Below are 15,237 nucleotides of genomic sequence, written 5' to 3' on the forward strand. Positions count from 1 at the left end.
ATCAGCTTTCCTTCAGCATCGCGAGCAGTTCCTCGATCCACTGCAGCGAATCCTCGAAATCCTCCTGGGTAGCCTGCGCCGCTTGCGGAATCGGGGTGATTTCCACGGTATTCAGGATCATTTGGTCGCTGGCATTGAAATACTGGACCCACCACACATTGGGCAAGCCCGTCAGACGGATGCGGCAGTCGCCGTAACCCTTGGACAATATGGACACGCCGGCCAGTCCCAGCACTTCGACCAGATAAGCCAGGTCGTTTTCGGTCATCGGCAGCAGCGACAGATTTATGACCTCGCTTTGTCCTTCCTGGAAGGCGACCGATTTGGCGAACAGCTCCGTCAATAGCGAAGGCGCGTTCATGAGGCCGTCCGGGAAAGACCGCGGCCGTTCGACGCCGGCCGTGTACGTTCCGGCATGCCGCAACACCGACGGAACCGAGCCGACTTCGAGATAGTCCCGAACGGTTCCTCCGGCGCGGAATTCGCGCAGCCGCCAAACCCCGATGAACACCGACTCGCGTATCGCCCAGCGCACATCGTCAGCATCGATCAAGGCGCTGACCTCCCCGTCGCCCAACACCTGGTCGAGAAAACGGCGGGTTTCTTCGTCGTACGAATCGAGATGGATGCGGTCCGAATCGATACCGTTCAACTCGGCGGACAAGCACTCGGCCAATCGGCGCACGACGGCGATGCCGGCCTGGCAGGCGGGAATCTCCCCCGGCAGCGGCATCGAAAAGCTGTGCATGCCTTGCGGCATCGCGAGATAGCCGCATTCGGGATCGTCAAAAGGCGTGACCGGCGCGGCGTTCTCGGTGGCCACCGGGCTGTGCTGTTCGAGCATGGTCATTAACCCTCCCCGTCCAGCCATTGCTGGATCTGACTGTGATAATCGGTCCAGGCTTGTATGCGTGCCATGATCTTGGATGTCTGGCCGTCGTTCAAGAATACCAGCGCGGGATAGACCGCAACGCCGTAGTCCCGGGCCACGGATACAACGGCCTCGGGTTTCAAGACCGCCGCTCGCAGCGACGGAAACGCGCGCAGCAGTTCCGGAAGAACCACGGCGAGATCGGCGTTCTCCGGATGGGCTTTGGGGTCGTTGAAAAAACCGACCAGGCATTGCGGATGCGCCGCGGCGAACTCGGCCAGGCCCTCTCTATCCAGCAAGTTAATGGCCGGGCTGCCCGAAAGCCGATCGAACATTTCCGCCAGGGTCATGTCGGCTCCCGCAAGAAGTCGGGTAGCTGAGGCTCCCGATCCACCAGGTCGGCGAAGGCCGCGGCCGGGTCATAATGGCCGGCCATGGCGTCGCGGAGTCCCGCCAACGCGGCCTGAATTTGCGCGGCGCGCTCGGGCTCGAGAACCTCTCGGGCCGCGCCAAGAAACGTCAATACCCAGGTACCCTCCGGCTGCGATCCAACCAGACGCATGTCGACCATTCCCTCACCGTCGGCGCCCTTGCACCACGCCTGAAACGGTTCCGCTCGAACGACTTGCATCGGAACGCCTATGCACATCTCAGTCGCTCCGCAGTGCCAGAAAGCGTTCATCTCCGACTCGACAGGCCTCCCCTGCCGATGGACGCCGAGCCTCGTAGGCCGCCATGCCTAAGGGATCGGAATCCGGCCCCGCCTGCGTCCGCTTCTCGACAACGATGTCGAGTTCGGCCAGATACTGGAGGATGCGGGCCATCGCCGGTTCCAGCATGGCCTTGACCGGCTCGCTGAGACTGCCGCCGTAATCCTCCAACACGCAAGGCTGAACGCCGACGAGGTACAAATGCCGCGGCGTATGGCCGAGCAGTTCGCCCAAGGCCAGCACCTCCTGAAAGGAGACCTGATGCAGGCTCATCTTCTTTGCTCCCAAATAAGCCGGCACCTCTGCATCGCGCAATTCCACCAGCGTCCCCGGATCGCATTTGAAATCCACGGCATCGGCGATGATCAGCGTATCGGCTTCCTGCACGTAGGGCAGCAAGGCCAATCCCTGGGTGCCGCCGTCCATCAGCCGCACCGATTCGGGAAAGTCGTAGTTTCGTTGCAGCGCCTGCACGACACGCACCCCGAATCCCTCGTCGGCCCACAGTACATTGCCGATGCCGAGAATCAGAATCCGGTTCATGGCCTATCATCCCGGAAATTGCGCCAGCCGTCGATCATCGTGCCGGTCATGGATTGCCGCGACAGCCGTTGTTCGCGGATGACGACATAGACGTGGATCAAGGCGAACACGACCAGATACCACATGCCCACATGATGCCAGGTATGAACGTCCTGGCTCTGGCCGAACAGCGGAATCACCCAGCCGAACCAGCGGCTGGCCCAGCTCCCCTGCCCCAAGCCTTCGCCGTACAGCGCGAAACCGGTCACAATCATGAACAACGCGCCCAGCACGTAGAACACGAACATGGCCATGTTGGCGAGAGGATTGTGGCCCGCGTGCTTGCGCGGTTCCGGCACCAGAAACAGATACCATTTGATTTCGTGCCAGAGGCCGTCCCACCATTCGGCGCGGTGTATCGCCGGCACGAACAGCTCGCGCGCATACTGGTTGCCGACCAGCGCCCAGTAGACGCGGCCGATGAAACCGACCGCCAGTACGTAACCGGCCGCGAAATGCACGAAGCGCACATAGCCCATCAGATAGTGCTCGCTGGCTTCGCCATCCGGAGCGACCAAGGGCGAAGCGATCAAGTAACCGGTAACGGCGAGCACCACCAGGGCCAGCGCGTTTACCCAGTGCCACAGGCGCACCGGCCGTTCGTAGACATAAACCGGGTTCTGCACCGAATCGATAGCGGACATGGTAGCCCCCTCACCAGGCCTGAACGAGCAGAGCGACTCCGAACACGCTGGCGGCCCCGCCGGCGACGCGATACATGCCCGGCACCCGGAGCAGGCAACGGCCCAGCACGATGCCGAGGAGATGCAGCAAGCCCGTGGCGATCACGAATCCGGCCGCATAGGCGGCGAACGCGGCGCCTTGAGCCATTTCGAGGCCGTGGGCATAGCCATGGGCCACGGCGAAAAGGCCGACGATCATGCCAGCGAGCACGCCCGAAAGCCGAACCTTACCCAAAAGCAACAGCCCCAGCGCCAGGACCGATGCGGCAATGGCAGGCTCCGCCCCGGCGATCACCACCCCGAATGCTCCCAGCGCACCGCCCAGAACCATGGCCGCCATGAACGCCGCGGGCAATCGCCACAACCGCCCCGGCTCGGTGGTCACCAGCGCGGCCCACACGCCCACGCACACCATCGCCACAAGATGATCGGCGCCGAGCAAGGGATGAACGAAACCGCTCGCGAATCCTTCCACCGGATGAAAACCGGTATGGGCGATAGCCTGACCGGCGCATAGGAACTGTATCAGCAAAGGAAGTACGTATTTAAAACGCATGAGATTGCCCGATGTATGAGGTTCTCTATCTTGTCCCGTATGGCGCGCCCGAGCATCGCCGGCTTGAGCCGGAATAGCCCGAAGGGGCGCGCGATGGATCGCGCGCGGCGACAGAGGCATAGGGAGGTGCCTTCTGCCGCCCCCGGCTCAAGCCGGCGACGCGCAGGATCAGCGCGCCATCCGGGTGCCCTTTCTTTGGGTTACTTTTCTTTGGGCACGCAAAGAAAAGTAACTCGCCAGCGGGGCGAGACCCGCTTCAAACTCACTGGCTGCCAAAGGCAGCTTCCTTTTCGAGCGTACATCAGCGATGAAAACGCTCTAGCGAACACGGATTCGCGTCAATTCCTGCCCGTCCCGGTCCATGACATGGGTCGAACAGGCCAGACAGGGATCGAAACTGTGCAGGGTACGCAGGATTTCCAGGGGTTCTTCCGCCTTTTCGACCTGTGTGTTCATCAACGCGGCTTCGAATGCGCCGACATTGCCGGCCGGATCGCGCGGGGAACCGTTCCAGGTGGTCGGCACGATGCACTGATAATTTTCGATCTTCCCGTCCTTGACTTTCACCCAATGTCCCAAGGCCCCGCGCGGCGCCTCGGTGGTGCCGACGCCCCGTGCCTCGGCGGGCCAGGTTTTCGGCTCCCATTTGGCAACGTTGGCGGTGCTCAGGTCACCGGCCTTGATGTTCCTCATCAACTTGTCCTGGAAATGCCGCATCAGCCTTGCGCAATACTGAGCTTCCAGTCCTCGCGCGGCGGTACGGCCCAGGGTCGAGAACAACGCGTCCAGCGGCAGACCGAGGTCGCGCAGCAACTTGTCGACCGGTTCCTTGATTTCCGGCATTCCCTTTGCGTAGCCGACGATATAGCGGGCCAACGGGCCGACCTCCATGGCGTGGCCGCGCCAGCGAGGCGCCTTGATCCACGAGTATTTGGCACTCTCGTCCAGGTTTTCGATGTTGGTGCGGGTGCCCTTGGTGTTGCGACCGAGCACGAAGTTCGGTTCAGTCACGCCGTCGAAGGGATGCAGACCGATTTCGTCGTCCGGATAGCGATACCAGGAATGCGTCACGAACTCCTGGATCTGGGCCGGATCTCTCAGATCGACCTCGTGAATCTCCTTCAGATTGCCGTTGATGATGGCTCCGCGCGGCAAGCGCAGATTGTCGGCGGATGGGTCGTTGGCCTTTTCCGGGATATCGCCGTAGGCTAGCACATTGGTCGACGACAGGCCGCCGCCGTAGAGCCAATCCTTGTAGAAGGACGCGATGGCCTGCAAATCGGGTAGGTAAACCTGCTCGATGAACTCGATGGTCTGGTCGATGATGGACGAGACCAGGTTCAAACGTTCCATGTTGATCCCGCCGACCGCCCCGATGTCGTCCACGTTGATCGCGCACGGCACGCCGCCCACCAGCCAGTTCGGATGCGGGTTCTTGCCGCCGTAAACGGTGTGAATCTTGACGATTTCCTTCTGGAAATCGAGCGCTTCGAGGTAATGCGCAACGGCCATCAAATTGGCTTCCGGCGGCAGTTTGTAGGCCGGATTGCCCCAATAGCCGTTCGCGAACGGTCCGAGCTGGCCGCTCTCGACGAACTTCTTCAGCCGCGTGGCGATATCGTGGAAATACCCCGGCGAGGACTTCGCCCACGGCGAAATGCTCTGCGCGAGTTCCGAAGTTGCCTTCGGGTCGGCTTTCAGCGCGCTGACCACGTCCACCCAGTCCAGCGCGTGCAAATGGTAGAAATGCACCAGATGGTCGTGAACCTGCAGGGTTAGCTGCATGATGTTGCGGATCGAGTTGGCGTTCTCCGGAATGCTGATTCCAAGGGCATCCTCGACCGCGCGCACCGACGTCAGTGCATGGGTGCCGGTGCAGACGCCGCAGATCCGCTCGGTGAAGGCCCAGGCGTCGCGCGGGTCCCTGCCCTTCAGGATTACTTCCAGGCCGCGCCACATGGTGCCGCTGGACACCGCGTTGCGGATCACGTTGTTTTCGTCCAGGTTGACCTCGCAGCGCATATGGCCTTCGATACGGGTGACCGGATCGACGACGATGCGCTTGCCGCTGTCGTCCAGCTTGAAGCCGTTCGGCGTTTGAGTGACCGTCATACGTGTTCTCGCTCGTTCTTATCGTTTTCGGATTCTTTGCCTTTCACGTGCTTGCCGACGGAGACGGCGGCGTGGCCCGCGATCGCCGTACCGACCGCACCGGCCGCGATCAACCCCACGGTGTCGGCATTCGACTCGATGCCGAAGGCGTTCAAACCGGTCACGCGGTGGTAGAAAGGCCCTTTGTCCCAGAACCCGTCCTCGGAACAGCCGATGCAGCCGTGGCCCGACTGGATCGGGAACGACACGCCGCCGTTCCAGCGCACCGTGGAGCAGGCGTTATACGTGGTCGGTCCCTTGCAGCCCATTTTGTAGAGACAGTAACCCTTGCGCGCGGCCTCGTCATCCCAGGTCTCGACGAACTGTCCGGCGTCGAAGTGCGGGCGCCGATAGCATTTGTCGTGGATGCGCTGACCGTAGAACATCTTGGGACGTCCCTGGGCGTCCAGGTCCGGGAGTTTGTCGAAGGTCAGCATGTAGGTGACGACGGCGGTCATGACCTCGGCGATGGGCGGACAGCCCGGCACCTTGATCACCGGTTTGTCGGTGATCACCTTGTGCACCGGAGTGGCCTGTGTGGGATTCGGCTTGGCGGCCTGGACGCAGCCCCAGGAGGCGCAGGAGCCCCAGGCGATCACCGCGAGGCAATCCTTGGCGGCGTAACGCAACTGCTCGACGAAAGGCTTGCCGCCGATGATGCAGAACATGCCGTCCTCGTTCAGCGGCGGATTCCCCTCCACCGCGAGGATGTAGCGGCCCTTGTACTTGCGGATGGTCTCTTCGAGTATCGCCTCGGCCTGATGGCCGGCGGATACCATCAGCGTGTCGTCGTAGTCCAGCGAGAGCATCGACAGCACCACGTCCTTGGCCAGCGGATGCGCCGAGCGGATGAAGGATTCGGAACAGCAGGTGCATTCCAGGCCGTGTAGCCACAGGACCGGCGTGCGCGGCTTGTTTTCCATCGCGTGGACGATCTGGCCGACGAACTGCGGCCCCAGGGCCAGAGCCGACGCGGTCAGCCCGCAGTATTTCAGAAAACTGCGGCGACTGATGCCCTGCCGGCGCATGACATCGTAAAAGCTTTCGGAATTCACCATCCACTCCCCCTGATATTTTTGTTCGTGTGGATCGACGGATTGCGGAAATGAGCGGCCTGATCAGACGCTCGAGCGCCTGCGGGCATGGCTCAAGCATCGTTGACGCATGGTTCGGCGCGATTCGTTTCCCAAGAGTGTGCGCCGTCACTCGCCGGCGGTCCTTGCCCAGGCATTTTAATTCCATGTCCTTTGTAAGGTTTTTACTTGAAGATAACCGAGCTTGTCAATCGGTTATTCACGTTAAACTATTCGTCGATCGTCAATAACCCTTTACAACCGGGGACACCCGTTTGATCAAGCTACTGCACACCGCCGACTGGCAGATCGGCAAGCTGTTCGGACAGTTCGAGCCCGACGATGCCGCTCTTCTCGCGGAAGCTCGATTCGCGGCCGTCGAGCGGCTCGCGAAGCTTGCAAGCGAAAACCGAGTCGACCTCATGCTGGTCGCGGGGGATGTTTTCGATGCGCAGGGCGTCGCAGACAAGACCATCCACCGGCTCTTCCATTCGATGGCGGGTTTCGAAGGGCCGTCGATCTTGCTCCCGGGGAACCACGATGCGGCGCTCGCCGAATCCGTCTGGACCCGCGCGCTCCGCCTCAGGGCCATTCCCGCCAATGTGACCGTCTGCCTTCAGCCGGAGCCGGTGCTGCTTGAATCGATCGGTATCGCCGTGCTGCCCGCGCCGCTGACCCAGCGCCATACCCATACCGACCTGACCGAATGGTTCGCCGGGGCCGAGACGCCTGCCGGCATGCTGCGGATCGGGCTGGCCCACGGCAGCGTTCAGGGCATCCTGCCGGAAGACATCGATTCGCCCAACCCGATCGCCGCCGAACGTGCCGAGCAAGCGCGCCTCGATTACCTCGCGCTCGGAGACTGGCACGGCACGAAACAGATCGATCCGCGCACCTGGTACAGCGGTACGCCGGAAACCGATCGCTTCAGATCCAACGAATCCGGCCGGGCGCTGCTGGTCGAACTGTCGGAACCGCGTGCAGTGCCGACGGTGACGCCGGTCGCGACTGGCCAATACCGCTGGCATTCGGAAGCGCTAGCGCTTCGGGTGCCGAGCGATGTCGAGCTAGCGTTGCCGAAAATTTCGGCTTTCGGACCGGCGGACGTCGTGCAGCTTGAACTGTCCGGACAAACCGATCTCGACGGATACCGGCGTCTTTGCGTGGCTATCGAGCAAGCCCGCGGCAACGCTCGGAGCCTCTTGGCCGATTTGTCCGCTTTACGTCTCGAACCGACCGCGGAGGACATCGACGCCTTGAAAGCGGACGGCTATCTGGGCGAAGTCATCGCCGAGCTCCGCGCAAGCCAGGACGGAGCGGACGCGGAAGTCGCACGGGAAGCGCTGGCCCTGCTGGCGGGCATCCTCGATGCTCAGCACGCGAAAGCCGGAGGTTCCTTGTGAGACTTTCCCGCATCCGTATCGAACAGTTCAAGAAGTTCCGGCAACCGATCGAGATCAAGGACCTCGAACCGGGGCTAAATTTGTTCACCGGACCGAACGAAGCCGGCAAGAGCACGATCGTCTCGGCCATCCGCGCTGCGTTCTTTGAACGGCATCGTTCCGGCAGCGTCGACGACCTGCGTCCCTGGGGCGATACATCGGCATCCCCCACCGTCGAACTGGAGTTCGCCATCGGGGATACTCATTACAGGCTCCTCAAGAGTTTTCTCGGCAAGAAGCGCTGCGAGCTGCAGATCGGCACGCAGCGGCTGGACAGTGCCGAGGCCGAAGACCATCTCGCGGAACTCCTGGGTTTTCGCTACGCCGGCCGGGGCGCCAGCGGTTCCGAGCACTGGGGCATTCCGGGGTTGTTGTGGATCCAGCAGGGAGCCGGGCACGACATTCGGGACTCGGTGACGCACGCGATAGACCACCTTCGTACTGCTCTGAACGCATCGCTGGGAGAGATAGCCAGCAGCGGCGGCGATTCGGTTCTGGCGACGGTCGAAGCCGCCCGCAACGAGTTGCTGACTCCTTCGGCCGGCAAGCCGCGGGGAGTGTATGCCGAGGCGCTCGATCAGGAGGCTGCACTGGCGAACGCCATTCGTGAACTCGACTCGGAAATCGCCGCTTATCGCCAGAAAGTCGATACGCTCGCTGCCCTGCGCCGCGAACACGCCGCCGACGAAGCCGAAAAGCCCTGGATCGGCTTTCGCGAACAGGAACGAGCCGCGGCCGAAAAGCTGGAGGCTATCGGGCGCGTCGAAGAAACCTTAGCCACCGAGAAATTGCGCGCGCCCCAGGTCGACGAGCGGATCAGGCTGCTGCACGGTCAACTGGAAACCTTCGGGCGGCAGGAGAAGGAGCTCGAAACACGCGAGGCAGAACGCGAATCCATCCGGCAAAGGCTGGAAGGAGCAACCGCGCTCGTCGAGGAATGGCAGTCGAAGCGTGCCGAAGCGGAACAGCGCCACGAGGCGGCTCGCGAGACGCTGCGCCTTGCCCGTCAGGCGGATACCCGGCTCAGCCTGACACGGGAGCTTGACGCCGGCCGGCTGAAGCTGAAAAACGCCGCCGAGGCACTCGCAAGAGCCGAGACGGAGCAGGCCGCCGTGGTCGAATTGAAACGGCAAGCCGCCGTCACCGAGATCAAGCTTAAAGATCTCGAGTTGCTGCGGGATCAACACCGGCAGATTCGCGAAACGCAAATCCGGCTGCGACACGGCTGCGACACGGCTGCGCTTCGCGATCGAAGACGGCCGTAGCATCGGAATCGGCGCCGAATCGGTCACCGGCAAGGGCGAAAGACTGCTGCTCGAAACGACCCCCCTCACGCTGCCGGGGCTGGGCCAACTCGAAATCGCGCCCGGCGGCTCCGACCTGTCCCAGCTTCGCGCCGAAGCGAAAGAACTCGCCGATAGACACGAAACCCTGCTGCAGCGGCTCGGCTTGCCCTCGCTGGAAGCCGCCGAAGCGCGTTATCACACCCACACTCGACAGCTTGCCGACATCAAAACGGCCGACGCCACACTGAAAGCACTCGCCCCACAGGGTATCGAGCCGCTTCGGACCGAATTGGCCGTCCAGCAAGCGCGCGTCCAAGAAATCGAAAAAGCCCTGAGCCAGCTTCCGCCCGAAACCCCGAAGGCGGCCAAACTCCCCTCCGTCGCCGAGGCGGAAACCGCCGAGGAATCCGGCCGGCAATCGCTCGCGCGGATCAACGACAGCCTGCACGAAGCGCGGCTCGCCGCCGGCAAAGAGCAGACGGCGTTCGAAACCGCGACGCGCGAACTCGCAGCCGCGCGCGCCGTAGTAGACGATCCGCAGCGGCCCGACCGAGTGGCGGCGGCAAACCGGGACCTGGTCGACGCCCGTGCCGAGCAATCCACCCTGGTCGCCCGTATCGAGGTATTGACTCGGCAATTGGCCGAAGCACGCCCCGATATTCTGAAACAGGATATCGAGCGTTTCCGCCTCAGCGCCGAGCAGCTCGAAAAGCGCTTCAACGAGCGCCGCGACCAATTGATGAGCCTACAAGTCGAGCTTCAGACGACCGGCGCCCAAGGGCTGGAAGAGCGCCGCGCGGAACTCGCCCGCGACCACGCGCAGATCCAGCGCAGGGTCGAAGAACTGCACCGCCGCGCCGACGCGCTGGACCACCTGCTGAAACTGCTGCGCGACAAGCGCCGCGCCTTGACCCAGAGGCTTCAGGCCCCACTGCAAAAACACCTCAACCGCTATCTCCAGCTCCTGTTCCCAGCCGCCTGCCTCGACATCGACGAAAACCTCTCGCCCGGCTCGCTGACGCGCGTCGGATCGAACGGATCGGAACTCGGCGACTTCGAGGACTTGAGCTTCGGCGCGCGCGAACAGATGGGCATCATCAGCCGGCTCGCCTATGCGGGGCTATTGCGCGACGCCGGCCGCCCCACCCTCATCATCCTCGACGACGCTCTCGTCCACTGCGACGAGGAGCGACTCGCGCAGATGAAACGCGTGCTGTTCGATGCCGCGACGCGGCACCAGATTCTGCTGTTTACCTGCCATCCGGCGAAGTGGCGAGATCTGGGAGTCGGGGCGAGATCGTTGGAGGCGATTCGATCCGGAACCTAAATGCCGATCCGTTTTGGAGTCTTAGCCAAGAGGGAGGATTTGCGCACTCGCGTAATCGGCATTTCCGCGGCATACACGGCGGGTTACGGCTGCCGCCTAACCCGCCCTACCGTGCTCGCAAAGTATGTAGATTTCGAAGGCTTACCTAGAATTTGTCGATAGAAGTTTCAATATCGATAAACCCAACCCTGAGAATAAGAATGAAAAACGAGCCAACCCGCCACAGCGGCGATTTTAGGGGGAAGTTTCGTTCTGGTCATTCGAGGATGAGCCGAATGAAGCTGTCAGCTAAATTTCTGATTTTTCCACTCTCTTTCGCTTCCGCCGTCGCGCTGGCATCGGGCGATGGGTGCGATTTCTGGTGCGGCGAGTTTCCCAATGCCTATTTTCTTGCGCCCGACAACGATAGCCGCGGTAACCTGGGATTATTGCTCGAAGATCAGGGCGTCGTTCATTACCGGCCGAAGGCCATGCCGTTTCATTACGGCGAGTTCATGGAGCCGGCGAATCCCGCCGCGGCGGAATCTGAAAACACCGTGACTTCCCTAGCAGCCGATCTCGGTGTTGTCGGCGGCGACAGCGTTGCGAGCGATTTGCAGCGCTTGGCGGCAAGCGGTTATGGGCGCTGCCTGACCGACAATGTTCAAGCCGTCGAGGCGTTTCTCAAGGAGCTCAAGAACGCTTCCTTGCCCGGCCAGGACGGGATGCTGCTGGCTCAGGAGCGGTTGCGCTTCGCAGGCTTGTGCGAGAAAGCGATGGAGAGTTATCAGCCGCTTCCGGTATCGGAGTCGGCCAAACCTTATGCCCGTTACCTCGAAGCCGCGGCGAGCTTCTACGCTGGCCGATACGAGCCGTCGCTGGCCCAGTTCAAAGCCCTCTCGGCCGATGCGCCGGATTGGGTGCGGGAAACGTCGTTTTACATGTTGGGGCGGGTGGCCTTGAATCAGGCGCAAATCCGATTCGATCTGTGGAGCGAGCCGAGTGCCGAGAATATCGACAAAGCCTTTCTGGACCGGGCGGCATCCGCGTTCGGCGATTACCTGAAGGCGTATCCAGAAGGGCGATATGCCGACTCCGCCAAGGGCTTGTTTCGGAAAATTCATTGGCTGGCGGCGGACAACGCGGCGCTGGCAGCGGATTATCAAGCCTGGCTGGCGACGATGGGTAACGGCACGACGAGCGAAACCGTCCTGGATTTCATCGACGAAACCGAACGCAAGGCCGATCCGGCGGGGAACATCGTTGATGCCCTCTGGCCTTCGCCGGTTCTTGCAAGTCTCGGCACGCTTGCCTCCTGGCGGCCGCAGAACGAAGGCGAGCCGTCGGTGCCTCCGGTGGATGTCGAAATGCTCGCGGCGCATCGGGGCGACTTCGCCAACGCCGGGCTCGAACCGCTCTGGTCCTATCTCTCCTTGGCGCATGCATTTTGGATGGAAAAGAATTATTCGGAGCTGATCCGGCAGACCGCATCCGAGCGCATCGCGGCAAAGCCTTCGAACCTGGCCTACAGCCGCTGGGTATTGCGGGGACTTTCCCTAATGGCGCTGCGGCAATTTCCGGAAGCCGAAAGCCATTGGCTGGAAACGCTGAAAACCGTTGAACATCCGGGGCAAAAAATACAGGCGCAATGGCTGTTGGCCTTGACCTGGAACGAAACCGGCCGATTGGACAGTGTTTATGCCAAGGATTCCCCTGTCGCCCTCCCCGAAGTTCAGGATTACTTTATTCACAAGGCCAAACCGCCCTTATTGGAAAGCCTCCTCAAGCGGGATGATCTGCCGCCCCGTACAAAATCGCTCGCCTATTTCAGGCTGGTCAGCCAATGGGTGCGGCACCGCGACTTCGCCGCAGCCGAGCTGATATTGGCCGCTTATCCGCCCACCGAATTCGCATTGGCCGGAGACACGTTGGCGCCGCTGTCATCCGAGGGAGAGAAGGAAGGCTATACCTGTCCCGCGTTCAGGGAACTGCTCGCCGCCCTGCAAAAGACGCCGGATTCGGGGCGCTGGCTTAACTGCATGGGGGATTTTCTCCGCACTTGGAATTGGAATGCCCCTGCTCCGGTCATCGCCGACGCAGATCCCGTCGATTTCGATCTCCATCGCTGGCATGAACCGGGCGACTACGGACTGCCGGCCACGCCGGCTGAGGATGCTTTCGGCGGGAAGACCTACACCAGCATGGATTATTACCGCGAAACCATCGAACGGCGTGGCCTGGTGCGAACTGATGAAGACCTGGCCTATGCCCTGCATCGGGCTACTACCTGCTTCGCTTCGTCGGGCAACAACCATTGCGGCGATCAGGACATTCCCAAAGCGCAACGGGCGGCATGGTTCAAGCGGCTGAAAACCCAATACAAGAATTCGCCTTGGGCCACGGGGCAGAAATATTATTGGTGAGGCGGCGGCTTCGCGCCTGGGCGGCAATCGTTCTGGCCGGCTGTGCGTCGTGGTTCGGCAGCGCGCGCGCCGCTGTTGACTACTGGGCCTGGCATCCGAACGTGCATCTTGCGCGGATACTGGACGACGCCGGCAGACTCTATCTGTTCGAGGGCGAGCTTCTGGTGCGCGGCGGCGATACGCTTTTCCAGCGCCGCGGCTTCCCTCCCCCAACCGCATCGCCTCACCCCGTCGTTCTGGTGTACCGCCTCGAAGCCATGGAATGGCCGGAGCCGCTGCAACGGCAGGTGGAACGCGATCTCGCCGCGTTCGAGGCAAAACGTAACCAGGTCTGGGGAATCCAGATCGATTTCGATGCCCGTACCCGAAATCTCGACCGTTACGGGGAACTGCTCGGGCAGGTCAGAGCCCGTCTGCCGGCCCGTTATCGCCTGAGCGTAACGGGCCTGATGGATTGGGCAAGCCAGGGGAAGCTTGAGGATCTGAATGCCTTGCAAGGCGTGGTGGATGAGATCGTGTTCCAGGCTTATCAAGGAAAAGGGCCGATAAAAGACCACCGACGCTATTTCGAGCGCCTATTCGCCCGAGGGCTGTCTGTGCCCTTCAAACTCGGCCTCGTCGAGCACGGCCAGTACGATCCGGACGCTTTGGCCGCAGTCAGGAAACATCCGGCGTATCGAGGAACGGTGATTTTCCTGCTGCCCGATGCAAAGCGGTAGCGTGAGATAGGTAGGCGTCAGAATCATCCTGATCGCAGCCGATTAATCCCGCAAGGCCAGAGCCGATTGCTCGACGGCATGATAGAAGACGCTCGTGTCCTCGATGAAGTAGTTGAAGAAGCCACGCTGCACCGGAATCTCGATGGGAACGAGCTCGATCTCGTGGAAGCCTTGCTCCTCCAGAGCGCCTTTCAGTCGTTCGTTGCGCAACAGACGGTTGACCAACTCGATGCGGGCGAGTTGCTGGGCATAGGCGCCGTTGAACCAAAGCTCCGTCTCCAGGTCCTGAACCTCGATAAAGCTTTCCGGCAACTCGCCCACCCATTGGTACCGCTGCGGCCGCGGGATATAGATCACATGGGCGGCGCTCAACTCCGACAGAATGAACTGGCGGGCATAGGCGCCGTCGATGCGCTCTTGAGGCTTTCCATCGCGCTCAAATCCGTAAAGACTGAGCCAGAGCGCATCCCGAACCGCCTCCGCCGTGATTTTCTCCGCCTTGACCGACGGCAGATCACCGCTCTTCCGCATCTCCTGCGTGTGCGTATCGTCTGGACGTTTTTCCCGGCGCTCCTGCTGGACCGCGCGGTACGCCTCCCACGCGGCGGTGTTCATGTGAAGGTGCTCGGTCCCTAAACGCGGGCTGAAGCTATTGAAGAAAATCGCGATATCGCTGGCGTTGAACGCCTCTGCGATTTGGCGATAAATCTCCTCGGAGCGTGTCGGCACCAGGAGTTGCGCGGGAAACCAGAGATCGCACCACCGTTCCGGGGGAGTCCGATACCATCGGGAGAAAAGGCGCGTGAAATATTCCGGAATCGCCGGCCGGAACACGCCCTCCCCGCCATACAGATAAGCCAGCCACGATCGGAGCATGGATGGCGGCAGCTGGCGCCATATCTCCGAACGGGTATCATCGGCCGAGTTCTTGAATTCCTGTTCGAGGTCGTGCCCTTCCAGCCAGCGCCAGGTCCAGTAAATCATGCCGGACGTGCAGGAAAGCTGCGTCGGGGTTTTCCCTTCCTTTTGGGCGGCGTGCAGGAAGCCGGCCCCATGGGCGTTTGAGCCGCCTATCCCTCCGAGAGAAAACGCGATGTTCCTTTGGCCGTTTGCAGTCATATCCTGTCCTCCATGTTAAGCGAGATATAACTCACACATCCTTTGCCTCTCAGCCTGGCGCGATGCTTTCAGCCGCGTGCGCCAGACCTTGTCGTAAGCGGTGCAATCAGCTTCCAAAACGAGCATCGGCACAGACGTTCCACCCCCGGTCGCCAGCGAGCTATTGCAGGCGAATTATCTGCACCCTTCAGGCATCGTTACAGTCATGTGAAAACAATGATGAGTTAGACCCATACGGTGCCGAGTGTCTCGCTCAAGGAGACAAAAAGTCCGTTGCGTTTTTGAAAACGGCGAAAAGTGAGGGATGGCTTCGTAA

At 61.5% G+C, this 15,237-nt stretch carries 14 protein-coding genes; 5 read left to right on the forward strand and 9 right to left on the reverse strand.

The features are described 5' to 3' along the window. Position 1 precedes the first annotated feature (1 nt). The 8 genes from ACR2R1_RS03755 to ACR2R1_RS03790 form a co-directional block, all read right to left on the reverse strand. The gene (locus tag ACR2R1_RS03755) at positions 2-850 is read right to left on the reverse strand and encodes a hydrogenase expression/formation protein (protein ID WP_168175550.1); all 849 of its coding nucleotides are present in this window, start codon (positions 848-850) and stop codon (positions 2-4) included. Then, complete coding sequence (locus tag ACR2R1_RS03760; protein WP_434112718.1) at positions 850-1,221, reverse strand: hypothetical protein; 372 nt, start codon at positions 1,219-1,221, stop codon at positions 850-852. Before ACR2R1_RS03760 ends, ACR2R1_RS03755 begins: the two co-directional genes overlap by 1 nt. Continuing rightward, on the reverse strand, positions 1,218-1,553 hold the full coding sequence (locus tag ACR2R1_RS03765; RefSeq protein WP_346425860.1) for a HypC/HybG/HupF family hydrogenase formation chaperone: 336 nt from the start codon (positions 1,551-1,553) through the stop codon (positions 1,218-1,220). Before ACR2R1_RS03765 ends, ACR2R1_RS03760 begins: the two co-directional genes overlap by 4 nt. After that, positions 1,522-2,124, reverse strand: a complete 603-nt coding sequence (locus tag ACR2R1_RS03770; protein ID WP_077732679.1) for a HyaD/HybD family hydrogenase maturation endopeptidase — start codon at positions 2,122-2,124, stop codon at positions 1,522-1,524. The genes ACR2R1_RS03765 and ACR2R1_RS03770 overlap by 32 nt, the downstream gene beginning before the upstream one ends. Continuing rightward, on the reverse strand, positions 2,121-2,807 hold the full coding sequence (gene cybH, locus ACR2R1_RS03775) for a Ni/Fe-hydrogenase, b-type cytochrome subunit (protein WP_077732680.1): 687 nt from the start codon (positions 2,805-2,807) through the stop codon (positions 2,121-2,123). The genes ACR2R1_RS03770 and cybH overlap by 4 nt, the downstream gene beginning before the upstream one ends. Before the next feature lie 10 nt (positions 2,808-2,817). After that, positions 2,818-3,402 (reverse strand): HupE/UreJ family protein, encoded by a 585-nt coding sequence (locus ACR2R1_RS03780; RefSeq protein ID WP_434112721.1) that lies wholly within the window; start codon positions 3,400-3,402, stop codon positions 2,818-2,820. Positions 3,403-3,720: 318 nt separating this feature from the next. Beyond that, positions 3,721-5,514 carry a nickel-dependent hydrogenase large subunit gene (locus ACR2R1_RS03785; RefSeq protein ID WP_077732682.1) on the reverse strand — a complete coding sequence of 598 codons (1,794 nt, stop codon included), beginning with the start codon at positions 5,512-5,514 and terminating at the stop codon, positions 3,721-3,723. After that, positions 5,511-6,611: a hydrogenase small subunit gene (locus ACR2R1_RS03790; protein ID WP_086133952.1), complete on the reverse strand. Its 1,101-nt coding sequence runs from the start codon at positions 6,609-6,611 to the stop codon at positions 5,511-5,513. The genes ACR2R1_RS03785 and ACR2R1_RS03790 overlap by 4 nt, the downstream gene beginning before the upstream one ends. 290 nt (positions 6,612-6,901) lie before the next feature. Here ACR2R1_RS03790 and ACR2R1_RS03795 point away from each other — a divergent pair, with 290 nt between their 5' ends. The 5 genes from ACR2R1_RS03795 (at position 6,902) to ACR2R1_RS03815 (ending at position 13,802) form a co-directional block, all read left to right on the forward strand. Continuing rightward, positions 6,902-8,029 (forward strand): metallophosphoesterase family protein, encoded by a 1,128-nt coding sequence (locus tag ACR2R1_RS03795; RefSeq protein ID WP_434112725.1) that lies wholly within the window; start codon positions 6,902-6,904, stop codon positions 8,027-8,029. Next, positions 8,026-9,333, forward strand: coding sequence for an AAA family ATPase (locus ACR2R1_RS03800; RefSeq protein ID WP_434112727.1), 1,308 nt, complete (start codon positions 8,026-8,028; stop codon positions 9,331-9,333). Before ACR2R1_RS03795 ends, ACR2R1_RS03800 begins: the two co-directional genes overlap by 4 nt. 184 nt (positions 9,334-9,517) lie before the next feature. Then, on the forward strand, positions 9,518-10,681 hold the full coding sequence (locus ACR2R1_RS03805; RefSeq protein ID WP_434112729.1) for an ATP-binding protein: 1,164 nt from the start codon (positions 9,518-9,520) through the stop codon (positions 10,679-10,681). Between the two features lie 275 nt (positions 10,682-10,956). Beyond that, the gene (locus ACR2R1_RS03810) at positions 10,957-13,083 is read left to right on the forward strand and encodes a tetratricopeptide repeat protein (RefSeq protein ID WP_434112731.1); all 2,127 of its coding nucleotides are present in this window, start codon (positions 10,957-10,959) and stop codon (positions 13,081-13,083) included. Beyond that, positions 13,080-13,802 (forward strand): DUF3142 domain-containing protein, encoded by a 723-nt coding sequence (locus ACR2R1_RS03815; RefSeq protein WP_168175551.1) that lies wholly within the window; start codon positions 13,080-13,082, stop codon positions 13,800-13,802. Before ACR2R1_RS03810 ends, ACR2R1_RS03815 begins: the two co-directional genes overlap by 4 nt. 42 nt (positions 13,803-13,844) lie before the next feature. Here ACR2R1_RS03815 and ACR2R1_RS03820 read toward each other — a convergent pair whose 3' ends face one another. Then, positions 13,845-14,921: a hypothetical protein gene (locus ACR2R1_RS03820; protein ID WP_156880879.1), complete on the reverse strand. Its 1,077-nt coding sequence runs from the start codon at positions 14,919-14,921 to the stop codon at positions 13,845-13,847. Positions 14,922-15,237: the final 316 nt, after the last annotated feature.

The organism is Methylocaldum sp. GT1TLB, from assembly GCF_051027445.1.
In the GTDB taxonomy this organism is placed as follows: Bacteria; Pseudomonadota; Gammaproteobacteria; order Methylococcales; family Methylococcaceae; genus Methylocaldum.